This window comes from Bradyrhizobium sp. 62 (assembly GCF_023073035.1).
Classification (GTDB): Bacteria; Pseudomonadota; Alphaproteobacteria; order Rhizobiales; family Xanthobacteraceae; genus Bradyrhizobium.
The window spans coordinates 810723-827454 of the sequence record NZ_JADPIT010000015.1 but is presented as its reverse complement, the minus strand read 5'-3'; the positions used below and the strand labels follow the sequence as shown (position 1 = coordinate 827454).

21 protein-coding genes are annotated in these 16732 nt (G+C 63.9%); 10 read left to right on the top strand and 11 right to left on the bottom strand.

Going from position 1 to position 16732, the window contains the following annotated elements:
* Positions 1-117: 117 nt before the first annotated feature.
* On the bottom strand, positions 118-375 hold the full coding sequence (locus tag IVB47_RS14475) for a hypothetical protein (protein ID WP_247289802.1): 258 nt from the start codon (positions 373-375) through the stop codon (positions 118-120).
* A gap of 247 nt (positions 376-622) precedes the next feature.
* On the opposite strand from IVB47_RS14475, the gene coaD reads away from it, so the two are divergent.
* From coaD to queA, 5 genes are all read left to right on the top strand, one after another.
* A complete protein-coding gene (coaD, locus tag IVB47_RS14470) occupies positions 623-1117 on the top strand; it encodes a pantetheine-phosphate adenylyltransferase (protein ID WP_027567050.1) in 495 nt (164 codons plus the stop codon).
* A gap of 42 nt (positions 1118-1159) precedes the next feature.
* Positions 1160-1735 carry a peptidylprolyl isomerase gene (locus tag IVB47_RS14465; protein WP_247462279.1) on the top strand — a complete coding sequence of 192 codons (576 nt, stop codon included), beginning with the start codon at positions 1160-1162 and terminating at the stop codon, positions 1733-1735.
* A gap of 8 nt (positions 1736-1743) precedes the next feature.
* Positions 1744-2169, top strand: coding sequence for a hypothetical protein (locus IVB47_RS14460; RefSeq protein WP_247462277.1), 426 nt, complete (start codon positions 1744-1746; stop codon positions 2167-2169).
* Positions 2166-2630 carry a peptidylprolyl isomerase gene (locus IVB47_RS14455; RefSeq protein WP_007590736.1) on the top strand — a complete coding sequence of 155 codons (465 nt, stop codon included), beginning with the start codon at positions 2166-2168 and terminating at the stop codon, positions 2628-2630. The genes IVB47_RS14460 and IVB47_RS14455 overlap by 4 nt, the downstream gene beginning before the upstream one ends.
* Positions 2631-2773: 143 nt before the next feature.
* Positions 2774-3847, top strand: a complete 1074-nt coding sequence (gene queA, locus IVB47_RS14450; RefSeq protein ID WP_247462276.1) for a tRNA preQ1(34) S-adenosylmethionine ribosyltransferase-isomerase QueA — start codon at positions 2774-2776, stop codon at positions 3845-3847.
* A 114-nt stretch (positions 3848-3961) separates the two neighbouring features.
* On the opposite strand, the gene IVB47_RS14445 is transcribed toward queA, so the two are convergent.
* The 4 genes from IVB47_RS14445 to IVB47_RS14430 form a co-directional block, all read right to left on the bottom strand.
* Entirely contained in the window at positions 3962-4999 is a 1038-nt protein-coding gene (locus tag IVB47_RS14445; protein WP_247462274.1) for an aspartate-semialdehyde dehydrogenase, read from the bottom strand.
* Between the two features lie 220 nt (positions 5000-5219).
* Positions 5220-5822 (bottom strand): PepSY domain-containing protein, encoded by a 603-nt coding sequence (locus tag IVB47_RS14440; RefSeq protein ID WP_247289825.1) that lies wholly within the window; start codon positions 5820-5822, stop codon positions 5220-5222.
* 248 nt (positions 5823-6070) lie between these two features.
* Complete coding sequence (locus tag IVB47_RS14435; protein WP_027567044.1) at positions 6071-6817, bottom strand: TetR/AcrR family transcriptional regulator; 747 nt, start codon at positions 6815-6817, stop codon at positions 6071-6073.
* 133 nt (positions 6818-6950) lie between these two features.
* Positions 6951-8135, bottom strand: coding sequence for a patatin-like phospholipase family protein (locus IVB47_RS14430; RefSeq protein WP_245287757.1), 1185 nt, complete (start codon positions 8133-8135; stop codon positions 6951-6953).
* Positions 8136-8362: 227 nt separating this feature from the next.
* Here IVB47_RS14430 and tgt point away from each other — a divergent pair, with 227 nt between their 5' ends.
* Positions 8363-9511 (top strand): tRNA guanosine(34) transglycosylase Tgt, encoded by a 1149-nt coding sequence (tgt, locus tag IVB47_RS14425; protein ID WP_247462272.1) that lies wholly within the window; start codon positions 8363-8365, stop codon positions 9509-9511.
* Between the two features lies 1 nt (position 9512).
* Here tgt and IVB47_RS14420 read toward each other — a convergent pair whose 3' ends face one another.
* Positions 9513-9731, bottom strand: coding sequence for a hypothetical protein (locus IVB47_RS14420; RefSeq protein ID WP_247462271.1), 219 nt, complete (start codon positions 9729-9731; stop codon positions 9513-9515).
* Between the two features lie 222 nt (positions 9732-9953).
* Between IVB47_RS14420 and cysK the strand changes: the two genes are divergently transcribed.
* The gene (gene cysK / locus IVB47_RS14415; protein ID WP_027567040.1) at positions 9954-10931 is read left to right on the top strand and encodes a cysteine synthase A; all 978 of its coding nucleotides are present in this window, start codon (positions 9954-9956) and stop codon (positions 10929-10931) included.
* Between the two features lie 3 nt (positions 10932-10934).
* On the top strand, positions 10935-11177 hold the full coding sequence (locus IVB47_RS14410) for a BrnA antitoxin family protein (protein ID WP_027518078.1): 243 nt from the start codon (positions 10935-10937) through the stop codon (positions 11175-11177).
* Positions 11178-11252: 75 nt separating this feature from the next.
* Here the strand turns inward: IVB47_RS14410 and IVB47_RS14405 are convergent, their stop codons facing one another.
* A complete protein-coding gene (locus IVB47_RS14405) occupies positions 11253-12671 on the bottom strand; it encodes a caspase family protein (protein ID WP_247462268.1) in 1419 nt (472 codons plus the stop codon).
* Between the two features lie 204 nt (positions 12672-12875).
* Positions 12876-13751: a DMT family transporter gene (locus tag IVB47_RS14400; RefSeq protein WP_247462266.1), complete on the bottom strand. Its 876-nt coding sequence runs from the start codon at positions 13749-13751 to the stop codon at positions 12876-12878.
* A 151-nt stretch (positions 13752-13902) separates the two neighbouring features.
* Here IVB47_RS14400 and IVB47_RS14395 point away from each other — a divergent pair, with 151 nt between their 5' ends.
* Positions 13903-14301 carry a Rid family hydrolase gene (locus tag IVB47_RS14395; RefSeq protein ID WP_247462264.1) on the top strand — a complete coding sequence of 133 codons (399 nt, stop codon included), beginning with the start codon at positions 13903-13905 and terminating at the stop codon, positions 14299-14301.
* A 51-nt stretch (positions 14302-14352) separates the two neighbouring features.
* Here the strand turns inward: IVB47_RS14395 and IVB47_RS14390 are convergent, their stop codons facing one another.
* The 3 genes from IVB47_RS14390 to IVB47_RS14380 form a co-directional block, all read right to left on the bottom strand.
* On the bottom strand, positions 14353-14898 hold the full coding sequence (locus IVB47_RS14390) for a hypothetical protein (protein ID WP_027567036.1): 546 nt from the start codon (positions 14896-14898) through the stop codon (positions 14353-14355).
* Positions 14843-15187 (bottom strand): hypothetical protein, encoded by a 345-nt coding sequence (locus IVB47_RS14385; protein WP_007590760.1) that lies wholly within the window; start codon positions 15185-15187, stop codon positions 14843-14845. Before IVB47_RS14385 ends, IVB47_RS14390 begins: the two co-directional genes overlap by 56 nt.
* A 198-nt stretch (positions 15188-15385) precedes the next feature.
* Positions 15386-15973 (bottom strand): formyltransferase family protein, encoded by a 588-nt coding sequence (locus IVB47_RS14380; protein ID WP_247462262.1) that lies wholly within the window; start codon positions 15971-15973, stop codon positions 15386-15388.
* A gap of 189 nt (positions 15974-16162) precedes the next feature.
* On the opposite strand from IVB47_RS14380, the gene IVB47_RS14375 reads away from it, so the two are divergent.
* The gene (locus tag IVB47_RS14375; RefSeq protein ID WP_247462261.1) at positions 16163-16450 is read left to right on the top strand and encodes a hypothetical protein; all 288 of its coding nucleotides are present in this window, start codon (positions 16163-16165) and stop codon (positions 16448-16450) included.
* Positions 16451-16732: the final 282 nt, after the last annotated feature.

Below are 16732 nucleotides of genomic sequence, written 5' to 3'. Positions count from 1 at the left end.
CGGGCGCGAGCATCGGGCAGTCTGCGACGGGACGTCGCAAATATCCATGGGCTATCTTCGGGGGTTTATCGTTGGGACTTATCGCGAGGATTCCTGACGCGAAACTGACACACCCCGCTACGGAGTACGGTTGGCGGTCACGAGACGAGCCTCGCGGATGTTGGCTTTGGTGCCGGCCTGACGAAGGCAGGACGCCTCGAAATTCGGCCAGGCCTGCTGCGAGCAGTCCTTGCCGATGGTGCGGATATCGAGCCGGTCGCTCTTGGCGAGCGGCTGCGGCACGCTCGCCTCGACGGTCGGGGCGAAGCCGGGCAGGAGGGTGAGAGCGGCAGCAACACACGCAGAGATGGCGATCGCCGAAAGAGCTTTGATCATGACAGTCCCCTGTGATGCGGCCGCTACGCCCAGTTGTGCGGCCCGTCGTTCGTTGGCCGGATTAGTAACCATGGCCAGTTTCCGGACGTCTTCGCGAACGTGGGAAATGGTTTCGTTCTCGCCCCGTTTTGTTTCGTGGCCCCCTCAGGACGAAACAATTCGGCGCATTCCGACACAGTTTTGCGGAAAAACCGCCAGGGAACCCGACCGGCTTGCCGGGCCGGGCCGGGCGCGGTAGGACGTGGCCATGCCGCGCATTGCCTTCTATCCAGGTTCCTTCGACCCCATCACCAACGGCCATCTGGACGTGGTCCGGCACAGCGTGTCGCTGTGCGACAGGCTCGTTGTCGCGATCGGGGTCCACCCCGGCAAGAAGCCGCTGTTCTCGACCGAGGAGCGGCTCAAGATGCTCCACGACGTCTGCGGGCCGGTGGCGGCCCAGGCAGGCTGCGTGCTCGAAGCCGCGACGTTTGACGATCTGTCGGTGACCTCGGCGCGCAAGCACGGGGCGACGATCATGATCCGGGGCCTGCGCGACGGCACCGACCTTGACTACGAGATGCAACTCGCCGGCATGAACGAGGCGATGGCGCCCGAGGTGCATACGGTCTTCCTGCCGGCTTCTCCCATGGTCCGCCCGATCACCGCCACTTTGGTGCGCCAGATCGCAGCCATGGGCGGGGATGTCTCGACCTTCGTCCCGCCGCTGGTTGCGGCCCAGCTCAAGGCAAAATTCGCCTGATAACGGCGCGTTTCCTTTTCTCATCTCTGATCCGGAGTTGTCATGATCCGAATTCTCGCAGTTCTTGTCGGGTTTCTTGCCGCGGTTCTGTTCGCGGTGCCGGCGTTCGCGCAAACTTTGCCGGCCGGCCTCGACAAGGCCAACGCCATCGTCATCGACTCCACGAAGGGCCGCATCGTCATCAAGCTGAGGCCGGACCTTGCGCCCCAGCACGCCGAGCGCATCAAGCAGCTCGCGCGCGAGGGTTATTACAACAACGTGCCGTTCCACCGCGTCATGGACGGCTTCATGGCGCAGACCGGCGATGGTCAGAACTTCAACGGCACCGGCGGGTCGAAATATCCGAACCTGAAGCAGGAATTCTCCAAGGTGCATTTTGCGCGCGGCATCGTCGGCATGGCCCGGCGCGGCGACAGCGTCGACACCGCCAATTCGCAGTTCTTCATCATGTTCGCCGACGGCGGCAGCCTCGACAACCAGTACACCGTGATCGGCGAGGTCGTGCAGGGCATGGACGTCGTAGACAAGCTGAAGAAGGCGCCTCCCGGATCAAGCGGCGGCACCGTCACCGACCCCGACAAGATGGTGAAGGTGCAGGTCGCTTCCGACATCAAGTAGGAGAGGCGATGGCGCGCTGCGGTGGCAAGCTCCTGTTGGTTGCCGCGGTGCTGCTGCTCGGCGTCCCCGGCGCGTTCGCCGAGGACGCACAGGTCAACACCATCCAGGACATCTTCCGGCATCTGCGCACCTGCTGGAAGCCGCCGCCCGCCGCCAAGGCCCGCCCGATCGACATCACCGTCGTCGTGAGCTTTAACCGGGCTGGAAACATTCTGGGCCATCCGAGGATTACCTATGAATCCGCGGAGGCCTCCGACGATGACCGGCTGCAATACCGGGTCGCGGTGATGGAGGCATTGCAACGCTGCACGCCGATGCCATTTACCGATGCGATGGCTGGCGCCGCTGCGGGGCGTCCATTCGCGATCCAGTTTCGCAACCGCAAATCTTCACCTGACAGGACTTCACCCCCAACCCAAGAGAGACGAGCATGAGCGCCACCGAAAACACACTGATCCTCGAAACCACGCAGGGCCCCGTCACCATCGAGATGCGGCCTGATCTGGCGCCGGGCCACGTCGCGCGCATCAAGGAACTCGTCCGTGAAGGCTTCTACGACGGCATCGTGTTCCATCGCGTGATCGACGGCTTCATGGCGCAGACCGGTTGCCCGCAGGGCACCGGCACCGGTGGCTCCGGCAAGAAGCTGAAGGCCGAGTTCAACAAGGAGCCGCATGTGCGCGGCACCACCTCGATGGCGCGCGCCGCCAGCCCGGATTCCGGCGACAGCCAGTTCTTTATCGTGTTCGACGACGCCCGCTTCCTCGACAACCAGTACACGGTGTGGGGCAAGGTCACCGAGGGCATGGAGAACGTCGACAAGATCAAGCGCGGCGAGCCCGTGCAGAACCCCGACAAGATCGTCAAGGCGCGAATGGCGGCTGACGCGGAGTAGGCGTTCAACCCTCATCCTGAGGCGCTCGGAACGCGCGTCTCTAAGGATGAAGGCCCCGCTGCTGCAGCCCGGCCTTCATGGTTCGAGACGGCGCTCCGCGCCTCCTCACCATGAGGGTCTGACTGTACGGCCGTGAGCACGCGATGCGCACCGACCTCTTCGATTTCGACCTGCCCGCCGAGCACATCGCATTGCGCCCGGCGAGCCCGCGCGACTCCGCGAAGATGCTGGTTGTCGACCACGGCACGCTGCGCGACCATATCATCGCCGATCTGCCGCAATGGTTGAGGCCGGGCGACCAGCTCGTCGTCAACGACACCAAGGTGATCGCGGCGCAATTGAAAGGCCGTCGCATTGGCCGCGAGACCGAGCCGAAGATCGAGGCAACGCTGATCAAGCGCCTCGGCGGTTCGCGCTGGCAGGCACTGGTGAAGCCGGCCAAGAAACTCGCAGCCGGCGACCGCATCCGCTTCGGCAATGAGGGCAAGGTCTGCTTGCTTGGCCATCTCGACGCCGAGGTCGAGGCCAAGGGCGTGGAGGGCGAGGTGACGCTGTCATTCTCGTTCCACGGCCCGACACTGGATCAAGCGATCGCCGATCTCGGCAGCCCGCCGCTGCCGCCCTACATCGCCTCGAAACGTACCCCTGACGATCAGGATCTCGCCGACTACCAGACCATGTTCGCGGCGAATGAAGGCGCCGTTGCCGCGCCGACAGCCGGCCTGCATTTCACGCCGGAGCTGGAGCAGGCGCTGCACGCGCGCCGTGTCGGCATCAATCGCGTCACGCTGCATGTCGGGGCAGGGACCTTCCTGCCGGTGAAAGTGGACGACACCGAAGGCCACAAGATGCATGCCGAGTGGGGCTCGCTCTCGGCCGAGACGGCGGAACGACTCAACACCGCGCGCAAGAACGGCGGCCGTATCATCGTGGTTGGCACCACGTCGTTGCGCCTGCTCGAAAGCGCAGCCAGCGAGGACGGCACCATTGAGCCGTTCGCCGCGGAGACGTCGATCTTCATCACTCCCGGCTACCGCTTCCGCGCCGTCGATGTTCTGCTGACCAATTTCCATTTGCCGAAGTCGACACTGTTCATGCTGGTGTCGGCGTTCTCCGGGCTGGAGACGATGCAGCAGGCGTATGCACACGCGATCGCGACCGGCTATCGGTTCTATTCGTATGGCGATGCGTGTCTGTTGTTTCGGGCGCACGACTAATTTTGGCGGAGTAGGGTGCGCAGAGCGAAGCGTGCCCACCATCTTTCGTGGATGCGCGAGGGAAATGGTGGGCACGGCGCTTGCGCGCCTTTGCCCACCCTACGGCACCGTCCGTTACGCCATCACCCGCTGTGGCAACAGCTCCGCGATCTGCACCGCGTTGAGCGCCGCGCCCTTCAACAGCTGGTCCGCTGCCACGAAGATCGAGATCGAATGCCCTGAGGGATCGCTGAGATCCTTGCGGATGCGACCGACCAGGACGTCGTCCTGGCCCGAGGCGTCGATCGGCATCGGAAAGTAGTTCTTGGCGCGGTCGTCGACGATCCTGACGCCCGGCGCTCGCGCCATGATGGCGCGGACCTGATCCTCGCTGATCGGCTTCTCGCATTCGAAGGTGATGGCCTCGCAATGAGCCCGCAGTACCGGCACGCGCACGCAGGTGACGCCGATCGCGATCTTTTCGTCCTCGAAGATCTTGCGGGTTTCGTTGATGACCTTGGTCTCTTCGTCGTTGTAGCCGGTGTCAGGGTCGATCGCGGTGTTGTGGTTGAACAGGTTGAAGGCGTAGGGATGCGGCATCACCTTCGGCGTATAAACCTGCCCGTTGAGGTTGGCGCGGGTGGACTCGACCAGCTCGTCCATCGCGGCAGCGCCGGCGCCGGAGGCCGCCTGGTAGGTCGAGATGATCACGCGCTTGATGCGGTTGCTCTGGTGGATCGGCCACAGCGGCACCAGCGCCGTGATGGCGGCGCAGTTCGGGTTGGCGATGATACCCTTGTGGTCGCGGATGCGGTTCGGGTTGATCTCGGGGATCACCAACGGCACGTTCGGGTCCATGCGGAAGGCGGAGGAGTTGTCGACGACGACGGCTCCGGCCTTGACCGCGATCGGCGCGAACTTCTTCGAAATGCTGCCGCCGGCGGAGAACAGGGCGATGTCGACGCCTTCGAAAGCGCGTTCGGTCAGCTCCTCAATGACCACGTTCTGTCCACGGAACGACACCGTCTTGCCGGCCGAGCGGGCGCTGGCCAACGCCTTGAGCTTGCCGACGCGAAAGCCGCGCTTGTCCATGGTGGCGATGAATTCGGCGCCCACCGCACCGGTGACGCCGACAATCGCGACGACGGGATCGTTACTCACTGTGTCCTCCATTGATTTGAGAATTCAGACAACAAAAAAGCCCCGGACCAACGAGGGCGGGGCTTCGGTAGAGTGGATTGCGTTCTAGTCGACGACTACACGCGCACGCCTCCCCGGGCCCCGAAGGCCGTGGTGGTTTTAGTCGTGCGTTTGGTGGTCGTGAACATGGCGGGAGCTTATGCGGGAGAGTTTTGCGCCCGTCAATGGCTTTTCGGCGGGATTGTGGCTGCCGCTATTTGGTCCGGGCGCCCGGCGGTTCGAGGATGACCTCCTTGAGGTTGTCGCCACTGATGACGACGATCGCGAAATTCAGCCGGCCGCTTTCGCGCACCAGCCCGCCGCTGATCGCTTTGCCGGAGGCCGCGCGTTCGGCGACGTGCACGGCATCCGCAAGTCGGTGCTTGATGGCACCGAGCGCTGCGAGGTTGCTGCGATCGTCGAGGTCGAGCTCGGCCAGAGGGAGGGCGGCTTCGCCGCCGACGAGCTCGCCGGTCGCGGCATTGATGGTGTGGCGCCAGATCCGGTCGTTGTGCAGGGTCTTCACCCGGTAGACCGGCACGCCGGAGGCTCCGTCGAAACTCACATCCGCCGTGGTGGCACCGGCGTGGCGGGCTTCCGCAATCGCCATGGCCTGGTTGATCGAGATCGACGAGCTGCGGAAGCGCTCGATCTCGCGACTGACCGCTTGGCGATCGGCCTCGGCGTCACCATCTGTGTCGCTGTGAAGCGTGGTCGGCGTGCCCGAGCTCACGATCGCCCGCGCCGGCGCAGCGAGCAGGAGTGCGGACAGGGCGATTGCGAGCAATCCCGAGATCCGTCGTTTGGCCGTCGTCATGCTCGAACCCCTCGGCCAGCGAGTGTGCCGGATGATCGTAAAGAATTTGCGGCCGACCTTGGGCATCGGTCGGCCGCTGAGCGTCGTGACGGGCTGTCCGCCGCGGCGATCGAGGCGGTGCGGACCTCTTTGGGGCTGGTGAAAAAGCGATCCGCATCGCCCTATAATTAAACCATACCGTATCGTTTTGTTTTGGTCAACGGCACGGCCTTGGGATCCCTAGGAAAGATCGCAACCTCACGGAATTGTCAGCGCGAGGGGCGCCGCCGCTGCGTGGTCTTGGCTGCACCCTGGCTGTCGTCCGCAGATCCCAGCGCGCCTGCCAGGAACAGCTTGATCGCAGCGCGCATGCGCTTTTCCGCGACCTTCATCTCCGGCGGCGTTCCAAACGTCGCCAGGCGATGGTTGTGACCGACGACGACGTCGAGAAACACTTCCGCCGCGATGGTGGTGTCGTCGACGTCGAGCGCGCCTTGCGCCACCAGATGGTCGAAGAAGCGCGCCGTGGTGGCGACGGCCTTGAGCCAGCCTTCCTCCTTGCCGAGCTTGGCGATGTCGGGGAAGTTGATGGCCTGCGACGTCATCATGCGGCTGAAGGCGACGGCATCGGGACCGCAGGTGAATGTCAGCATCTCGCGCCCGATCTCGACCAGCCGCTGCTCGACCGAGATGTCCGAGGCGCTGCTGAGCTTCGTCTCGGCAGCCGCGGACAGCGGTGCAAGCCATCGCGCGATCTCACGCCGCAGCACGGCGGCAAACAGGCCGCGCTTGTCGCCGTAACGGGCATAGACGGTGGGCTTGCTCACTCGGGCGGCTTCAGCGACTGCATCGAGCGAAGTCGCGTCGAAACCGCGATCCAGGAACAGGCGAGTGGCGACCTCGATCAGCCGCTGATCGCGCTCGATCGCGGCGCTTTTCGTCGGCCGGCCGCCGCGCGATTTCGGCACCTCGCGCCGCTGGGCTGCCGGTCTGGTCCTGCTCGCAGTCAATCCCATGCCCAATGATTCCTGCGCAGTCGTGACATCAGTGATGCTCTATAACGCGCAGCAACGGGTGCGTCATGGCCAATCTGGCCGAATGGGCCGCATCGTCAACCGTCTCGGCACGGCCCCGTTCCTCAGCGAGCGCTCACGGAAGCGTCGAAGTCCAGGCCTGGCCCGAAGCCGCCTTCTCATATCCGTACTGATACAGCGCCCGCATATAGGCGGTGTCGAACCCTTCCGAGGGGGCCGCCGGATAATCGCGCGCGATGTAGGAGAGATGGAAGCCCAGGCGGTTGCGCCTGGCAAAATCATAGGTCGAGAAGATGATCGAGCGGGTTTGCGACTGGGTGATCGACGACAGGCTGCGTGAGGCGACGTCGATGGTGCTGTTGGAGACGAGCTCGAAATTGCGTTCGATCTTCTTGTTGACGAGGATGTAGATGTCCAGCTTCGCAGGGCCGGGCAGGCGACTGCCCTGGAAAAGCAGGGCTTCCGGCAGCGTCAGCACCGGGGCCGTCACGCCGCCGTCGACATGCATCTCCTGAAACCTGCGGCCCTCGCCTTCGGCGTCGATCATGATCGGCGGAAACACCAGCGGGATGCTGGCGGAGGCCGCCATCACGTCGCGAAACAGCTTGAGCGCCTCGGGCGTGCCGATCGTGGCGATCTTGCCCATGTCCCAGATCGCGGTGCGCTGGGTGTCGAGATCTGTCGTCACCACCAGCAACTTGCGCCCTTTGGCGTTTTCACGCGCGACCTGCGCCATGATCTCGGGCCCGACATAGCGGGCGACGAGCTCGCGCAGCCGCGTGTTGCCGAACAGGCCGGACCCGAACAGCACGCGCATGATGCTGGGATCGCTCAACAGGCTCTCCGCGACGCCGCTGGTGTAGACCTCCTTCAGCGTGTCGTCATATCGCGAGCCGAGAAACGCAAAGGGTGCAATCAGGCCGCCGGTGCTCACGCCCGAGACGACCGAGAAGGTGGGACGGGTTCTGGCCGCGGTCCAGCCGTTGAGCACGCCGACGCCGTAGGCACCATCGGCGCCGCCGCCTGACAGCGCCAGGTAGGACTTGGTCGCGGTGCTGGTGTCCTTCTCGAAGCTGAATCTCGTGATGGGTTCGTCGGCGTAGCGCCGCAGGCCGTCGATATCGAGCACGCGCGATGTGCTGGCTTCAGCGGCCGTATAGGGCGTGCGGGGCAGGGAGGTGCAGGCGCCGAGCGCCAGGCTACACGTCAGGACCAGCCATCCGAACAGGCGGGCGCAGGTCTGCCTTGCCCAGCCATGCGAACTGCCGGACGTGTCAGTCGAATTTAAAGGGAAGGGCATTGTCGGTGGCTGGCGATCACGCATCTACCGCCGCCGGCAACATCGTCGCGGCAGCTCATCCAGCCCCGGGATAAAACTACACTGTATCGTTTTTTTCAACAAGCGTGGCAGGCGCAAATTTCCGTGTTCCAAATATTGGTGGCCCTGTCCCAATCCGATGCATAAGCCGGCCGATGCAGCGCCTGGGCGGGTTGATCGGCCCGCTCCGACACGCAATAAGCACCGTCATGAATCGTCCTGACACCGGTCTGCCCAATCATTTCGAACTGCTCGCCATGGATGGCGCCGCGCGCACGGGGCGCCTGACCACCCCGCACGGCGTGGTGCGCACGCCCGCCTTCATGCCGGTCGGTACCGCCGGCGCGATGAAGGGGATGCACTGGCGCGAGGTGCGTGAGGCCGGTGCCGACATCGTGCTCGGCAATACCTATCATCTGATGCTGCGCCCCGGCGCCGAGCGGATCGCAGCACTTGGCGGCTTGCAGACATTCACCGGCTGGAACGGGCCGATGCTGACGGATTCCGGCGGCTTCCAGGTGATGTCGCTGGCGGATTTGCGCAAGGTCAGCGAGCACGCCGTGACGTTCCGTTCGCATATCGACGGTGCCAAGGTCGAGCTGTCGCCGGAGCGCTCGATTGAGGTGCAGCGTTTGCTAGGCTCCGATATCGCGATGCAGATGGACGAATGCGTGCGGCTGCCCGCCGAGCGCGCCGACATCGACCGCGCAATGCAATTGTCGCTGCGCTGGGCCGAGCGAAGCAAGCGCGCCTTCGAGAGCGCGCCCGATGGCTACATGCTGTTTGGCATCGTGCAGGGCGGCGACATACCCCAGCTTCGCCATGCCAGCGCGCAAGGCCTCGTCGAGATCGGTTTCCATGGTTATGCGATTGGCGGCCTTGCCGTCGGTGAGCCGCAAGCCGTGATGCTCGCGATGATCGACGAGACAGCGCCGCTGCTGCCGAGGGAGCGGCCGCGCTATCTGATGGGCGTCGGCACGCCCGACGACATCCTCGAGGCTGTCAAGCGCGGCATCGACATGTTCGACTGCGTGATGCCGACGCGCAATGGCCGGCATGGCGTAGCCTTCACACGCTTCGGCCAGGTGAATTTGCGCAACGCGCGCCACGCCGACGATCCCCGGCCGCTCGACGAAGAGAGTACCTGGCCATCGGCGCGCACCTACGCGCGCGCCTATTTGCATCATCTCGTCAAGGCGGGCGAGACGCTGGGTGCGATGCTGCTGTCCGAGATCAATATCGCTTACTACCAGTTTCTGATGCAAGGCATCAGGGACGCGGTCGCACAGGGAACGTTCGAGGAGTTCTATCGGCGTACGCGCGAGAACTGGGCGAGGGGCGACATCGCCCCGCGCTAGGTCAGTTGCAGAGGAAACGCTGCTTGACGGAGTGCTTGGTCACGAAGCCGTAGCCGCAATTGTCGCAGGTCCAGAGATAGCTGATCACGTGTTCCGACAGATACGCAGAACCTTCGGCGGCGATCATGGAGTCGGCGCAGACGGGACAGGTCGGCAACTCACTGCAACGCGGAGCGCGGTTCGGTGCGACGGTCGACAACACTTCAGCGACTGCTGACATCGTGGTGACCTCCCAGCTTTGAGACCTAAGTCTAACATAAGCAGAATCAGTTGACGAGGTCGCAACACAAATGCGTTGGTTTTCTGATAATTATTGCTCACGCGATTTTGCGATGCAGCGTATTTAACATGTGCCGCAATCTCGCTTGCGTGTCGCCGCAGGCTGTCTCTAACTGCGCAAGAGCTGCAACAGAAGCACATTCATAGCCACAGGGAGTTCATCATGGATGCTTCGTCCACCACGGGTGCAGCGCACCAACCCGGCCGCGGCCGGATCTATGACTCGATCGTCGATGCTTTTGGCGACACGCCGATCGTGCGCTTGCGCCGGCTTCCGGGCATGCACGGCGTGAACGCGACCATTTTGGCAAAGCTTGAATATTTCAATCCCGCCGCAAGCGTGAAGGATCGCATCGGCGCGGCCATGATCATCGCCATGGAGAAGGCCGGCATCGTCAAGCCCGACACCGTGCTGATCGAACCGACCTCCGGCAATACCGGCATCGCGCTGGCCTTCGTCGCCGCGTCGCGCGGCTATAGGCTCAAGCTTGTCATGCCGGAGTCGATGTCGATCGAACGACGCAAGATGCTGGCCTTTCTCGGCGCGGAGCTGGTGCTGACACCGGCCGCACAAGGCATGAAGGGCGCCATCGCTACGGCCGAAGAGCTGTTGAAGACGACGCCGAATTCGGTGATGCCGCAGCAGTTCAAGAATCTCGCCAATCCCGAGGTGCACCGCCGCACCACCGCGGAGGAGATCTGGAATGACACCGGCGGCAACGTCGACTTCTTCGTCGCCGGCGTCGGCACCGGCGGCACCATCACCGGCGTCGGCCAGGTGCTGAAGCCGCGCAAGCCTTCGCTGCGCGTGGTCGCGGTCGAGCCGGAGGAGAGCCCGGTGCTGTCGGGTGGCCAGCATACGCCGCACAAGATCCAGGGCATCGGTGCGGGCTTCGTCCCTGACATCCTCGATCGCTCGGTGATCGACGAGATCGTGAAGATCAACTCCACGACGGCGATTGAGACCTCGCGGGCGCTGGCGCGGCACGAGGGCATTCCGGGCGGCATCTCCTCGGGCGCAGCGATCGCCGCGGCCCTCGAGATCGGCAAGCGGCCGGAAGCTGCGGGAAAAACCATCCTGGCTATAGTGCCGTCCTTCTCCGAGCGGTATCTTTCGACGGCTCTGTTTGAGGGAATCTAGGACATGGCGGATCAACCACCGAGGCGGCCGCGGACGTTGGGCGACGCCAGGACGGAGGCCGAGGCGGCGTTCAAGAAGGTGACGGCGAAGGTCGCCGCGGCGCCGCCAAAGCAGAACGTGGCGCCGGGGGTCAAGGAGCAGGTCACGCTGCGCATTGACCAGGACGTGCTCGAGCATTTCCAGGCCGGCGGGCCCGGCTGGCAGGATCGCATCAACGAGGCGCTGCGAAAGGCCGCGGGGAAGTAGGCGCCAAAGGTTTGGCTAGTCGCAACGAAAAGGCCCGGCGCGAGCCGGGCTTTTGTATTTGCGATTGGCCTCGCCTCAGCGGCGGAACATGCCGCCCATCATGCCGCCGACGACACCACCGACGAAGGCTGCGCCGGCGTCGCCGCCGCCGCGATGCTGGGCGGGGGCGCTCTGCGCCTGGGCCGGGGCACGTCGGGCCGGCTTCGCGCTGTCGTCGCTCGCAGTGGTCGGCGCGGAGGCCACGATCTCCGACAGCAGGGCCTTGTGCTGGAGCTTGTTGAGATAGCCGCTCGATGGATAGCCACGTGCCGCCTGCCAGCGCTTGAGCACCGTACGGGTGTCCTCGCTGAACGCCCCGGTGACCTTGGTGTCGAATCCAAGTCCGGTCAGGCGGCGCTGCACGTCGCGGCGCTGCCCCTTGTCGAGGCCGATCTGGTCCTCGGTGAGCTGGCTGGCGTCGTCGGTGAAGGTGGCAGGATCGACACCGGCGTTGAGGTTGCGGGTCGTCGTCGACGGGCCGCTCTTGATTGCCGCGAGCCGCGCCAGCGCCAGTGCCTTGAACTGGCCGTTCGGGTAGGTGGAGAGGTAGGCGTTGAGCTCTTCGGGCTTGTTGCTCTCCTTGACCGACCGCCAGTATTCGAGCTCGACACCGTCCGAATTGCCGCCTGTTGCCGCGGGCACGACGCCAGCAGCCGTCGGTGCCGCATTCGCGACCTGGGTCGTCGGAGCCTGGTTGAGATAGACCGCGCCGATCAAATTGGTGTGGCCCCAGGGCAGCTGACCCTTGTGAGTCTCCTCGTTGACCTGGGCGCGGACCGACGTCATCGCCTGCTGGATCTCGATGCCAGGCTTGGTGATGTTGTCGATCAGCGCACGGGTGAACGGGCTGTTGTTGCCCTCCTGGCCGTCGAGCGCGGTCTGGCCCGGACCGGTGGCGAACGCGATCAGCGTGCCTTCGCCGGATTTCATCTCGGCAAGACCGCTCTGCACGTTGACGCTGCGGGTCGCGGAGTTCGACTTGATCTTGGCGGCGAACGGATTGTCGCGGCAGGCGTCAAGGAAGACCAGCTTGACCTTGGCGTCGCCCATGGTCTGCTCGAGCGTCAGATCGATGTTGATGGCGGCTCCGAGCTTGACGTCCATCTCCGACTTGATATCGGCGTCGACAGGCAGAAGATAGTTGGAGCCGCCGACCGCGATGCCGTGACCGGCATAATAGAACACTGCGACATCGGAGCCCTGCGCCTTGCGGCCGAAGTCCAGCAGCTTCTCCGTCATCTGGTCGCGCGAGAGGTTCGAACCTTCGATCACCTCGAAGCCGACATTGCGCAGCGTTGCCGCCATCGCCTTGGCGTCGATCGGCGGGTTCGGCAATTGTGCGACGTTCTTGTAGGTGCCGTTGCCGACGACGAAAGCAACACGGCGGTCGGCCTTCGCGGCACTGACCGACAGTACCATGCACATCAGCGACGCGAGGAGGGTGAGAGTGCGCATCTGGAATCCCCAACAGAATCGAAATTGCAGGCAGCAACAGATTGGCAACGAACTTACACGAAGTGGCCGATTTGGCGCCACCAAAACGGTAGTTCGTCGCGTTCAACCCGCTGCTGTGTGGCAGAATGTGCACGATGGAATACCCTTCCAACGTGATCTAAATCACACGGCTACTTGGTTTTGTCGCACGAAGCGGCGCGAGGTTCAGCGTGCGCGGGCGGGAACCGGCGAAGCCGGCTTCAAGTTCAGGAGATTGCCGCAGAGGATCAGCGCCGCGCCGAGCACGGTCCAGGAGTCGAGCCGCTCGGAATAGAGCAGCCAGCCGACGGTGGCCGTGAGCGGAACCCGCAGAAAGTCCATCGGCACCACGATGGTCGCATCCGCATACCGGAGCGCGCTGGCGAGGCAGTAGTGCGAGAATGTGCCGCAGACCCCTATGACGAAGAGCCAACCCCACAGGGAGGCTGACGGCCAGGTCCAGACGTAGAGCGTCGGGAGCAGACCCACGACCATCTGCACGACGATCATCCAGAACAGGATGGACAATGCGCTCTCGGTCCGGGTCAGCGATTTCGCCAATATCATGGAGATGCTGAAGCCGATCGCGGCTCCCAGCGCGATCAGCTGGCCCGGATTGATCTCGCCGGTGGCGGGCCGCACGATCATGACCACGCCGACGATACCGAGCACGATCGCGGCGATCTTCCAGACGGTCATGCGTTCGGACAGGAATGTTGCGGCCAGCAGTGCCGTCCAGATCGGCATGGTGAATTCGATCGCGACGACCTGGCCGATCCCGATCAGCGTCAGTGCGTAGAACCAGCCGAGCTGTGCGAAATAATGCACCCCATTGCGCGCGAGATGCTGGGGCAGGCGCTTGGTCGCGACCGCCTTGAAGCCACCGGACCGGTAGACGATCGGCAGCAGAAGCGTGAACCCGATCACCGAACGCACTTCCATGATCTGAAATACATTCAGCTCGCGCGTGGTCTCGCGCCCGGCGACCGCCATGACCAGCATCAGCGACAGCCAGCCCGCCATCCACAGGGCAGCCATCGTTTTGGACGGTGTGGTGTTCATCGGCGCAGGTTTGGGAGGCGAGGGTTCTGAGGGAGGGCCGGTATCGGCGACATCGTCGCCGTTTGCAACGGCCAAATCTGCCGGTGCAGCGATGCATGGCGGCGTGCTAAGGCATCACTGAACAACGAGAAAAATCGGGAGATCTTCGCTCATGCACATCTTGCAGCCGGCCGAGTGGAAAAAACCGCGCGGCTTTTCCCATGGCGTCGCGGTCGAGGGGCCGGGCCGCTGGGTGGTGCTGGCCGGGCAGACCGGCGGCGACGAGACCGGCAATTACGCGCCTGACATGGCAGCGCAGGTCGGGACCGCGCTGAAGCGGATCATCAAGCTCCTGGGCGAGGCCGACGCCGGCCCCGAGCATATCGTCCGCCTGACCTGGTACCTGACCAGCCGCAGCGAATATGAGGCAGCCGGGTCCGGCATCGGCGCGGCCTGGAAGGAAACGCTGGGGCGCAATTTCCCGCCCTCGACCTTGCTCTACATCGGCGGCCTCGTGGACGACCGGGCCAAGGTCGAGATCGAGGTCACGGCGTTCGTGCCGGGCACATAAAAAATCGACCCGGCGAGATCGCCGGGTCGATTGTCATCTGCTCGTGTCGGCTTAGCGCGACAGCGAGATGTTGGCGCCGCGGAACTGGCTGTCGGCGCGCATCGTGACGTTCTGCTTGTTGCCGGACGTCTTCAGCGAGATATTGGCGTTGAAGCCGGCGGTGGAGGCGAGCAGCTCATAGTTTCCACCCGCGCCGCGGCCCGAAAGGGAGCCGCTGATATTGCGGCTGGCCTCGGACCAGCTGCCCGCGATGGCGCTGCCTTCAGCCTTTACGTTGGCGCCGAGGTTGAACTTGTAGGCGTCGCTGGCGCAGGTCAGCGACAACTCCATCGTCGGTCCGACCGGAGCGTATTTGGCCCGGCAGCGGATCCGCTCGGTCGAGCCGTCATCCAACGTGACCGTTCCCGAGCCGCTCCAGCTGCCTGCCAGCGGGGCAAACGGGCCCGACTGGGCCTTGCTCTCGGAATTAGCAATTCCGGCCGCAAACATGACGGCAGCCGCAATCAGGAGCCGCTGGCCCAGACCGCTGGTCACGATTCTTCTATTGGCGCGATGCTTCCCACCGCCCGCTGCACGGTATGCCTGCAGATGCTCCATTCCACTTCCCCGATCCGGCGTTGCCGCTGAGTTGACCGTTGGCATATGCACCATTGATCGAAACTTTCACAAGTCCCCCGCTGCCGATGGTGCCGGAAACGTTTGCGCCCGGCGCGGTGATCTTGCCGTCGGCAACCGTCAGCAAGGAGCTTGCGGTCGGCTCGCAGGAACCGCTCTTGGTGACGATGGTGACCTGCCAGTTGCCGTCATAGGGAGTCTGGGCGAAAGCGGGCGCGGCGAGGGTGAAAACTGAAGCGGCACAGAACGCCGCAATGCGAGCAAAACGCATAAAATCCGTCCTTGAATTTGTCTGATATGCTGACCCTTATTCGGGCCAAATGTGACGGAAATTTGGTGCGGTGCCAAATCGAAAATTGTTCCTGTGGGAACAATGGTTTATTCGGGTTTCCGGCTGCAATTTTCGAAGCAGAATCAACGCCCCTTCACGTTAAGGGTAAACGTCGGGACAGCGACTCAGGAGAGAGCCTTAGGAAAGGCTTGGCGCCGAGGTAGCGAACTGCTCGTCCTGAGTCTTGGACGGCAGCGCCTTGTGGACCTTGGCATAATCGATCACGTCGGCCAGCAATTTGAGCCCGAGCGGGGCGAGCGCGCGCTCCCACAGCTCCCGCGCCGTCTCGCCCTTCTTGACGAAGCACCACTCCTGGGCCGCGATGGCGCCGGCGTCCATGCGGTCGGCGAGGTGGTAGATCGTGCCGCCGGCGATCGGGTCGCCTTCCTTGATGGTCCATTCCACGGCCGCCTTGCCGCGGTGACGCGGCAGCAGCGAGGGATGATAGCCGATCCCGCCCAGCTTCGCGGCCTCGAGCGCGTCCTTGCCGATCCGGGCGTGGCTGTGCGCGGTGACGATCAGATCGGTGTCGGGGGCGATCTCGGAGGCCACCACCAGCTTGGGATTGGCCTGGACCACGACCTCGATGCCCGCCGCCTTGGCCGTCGCGGCGAGACGATCCTCGGCGTCGGCCACCACAACCCGCACGATCGGGACACCGTGCTCCCGGAGCATGTTCAGGGTGGTCACGCCGAAATGGCGGGAGCCGACGAGGGTAATGCGCATGGGTGTCCGATCCGTCTCGCAACTGCGTCATCTCCCGATAACACGTCCGGACGTCCTGTCACCACCCGCACTGCGTTTGCGCCGGTTATCAACAATGCACCGAGCGAGGCTGCGCGATGAATTCCGCGATTGCGGCGTCGGCCGGTCCGGTGCTTCCATACGCGGATGGCATCGGCTCGGAGCGAACGCATGCGGAGCGCGTGGTTTGTCCTTCTCGCGGCCCTGGTCGCAACCCTTCCGGTGCGCGCCGGCGGACAGCCCTATCCGGTGGTTCCGCCTGAGGTTGGTGTGGCGCCCTTCATCGGTCCGACCTGGGACACCTATCGCTGCGCGGAAGGGCCGGTCATCAATTTCTATCACGGCGCCTATTACGGCCAGGAGCCGCCGGCGCTCTATCGCGGCTACGCGTACCGGCCGCTTTACCGCTACAGCGCCTACCGCAGGCTGCCGCGCAAATATTTCTGCGTCACAGACTAGCCGTGCCACGCCGCCACGGTCGGGCGGCGATTAGAGATAGGCCTGTTCCTGTGTTTCGTTTTTAACACAGAGATCCAGGATTTGCCGGTAGAACGTGGACCAACCGGGGCTGGCGACATTTCAACCCGTATCCGTTTTCGAACCCGGATTTGGCCGCTGGCATGATCGCCAGCGGCTTTTTCATGCGCGGCCATCACGAAATCATCTGACGGTAACATGATCTCAACCAGCTTGGCGTATCGACGAATCCGTCGCGGATTTGTATTGCGTACCGCGACACCG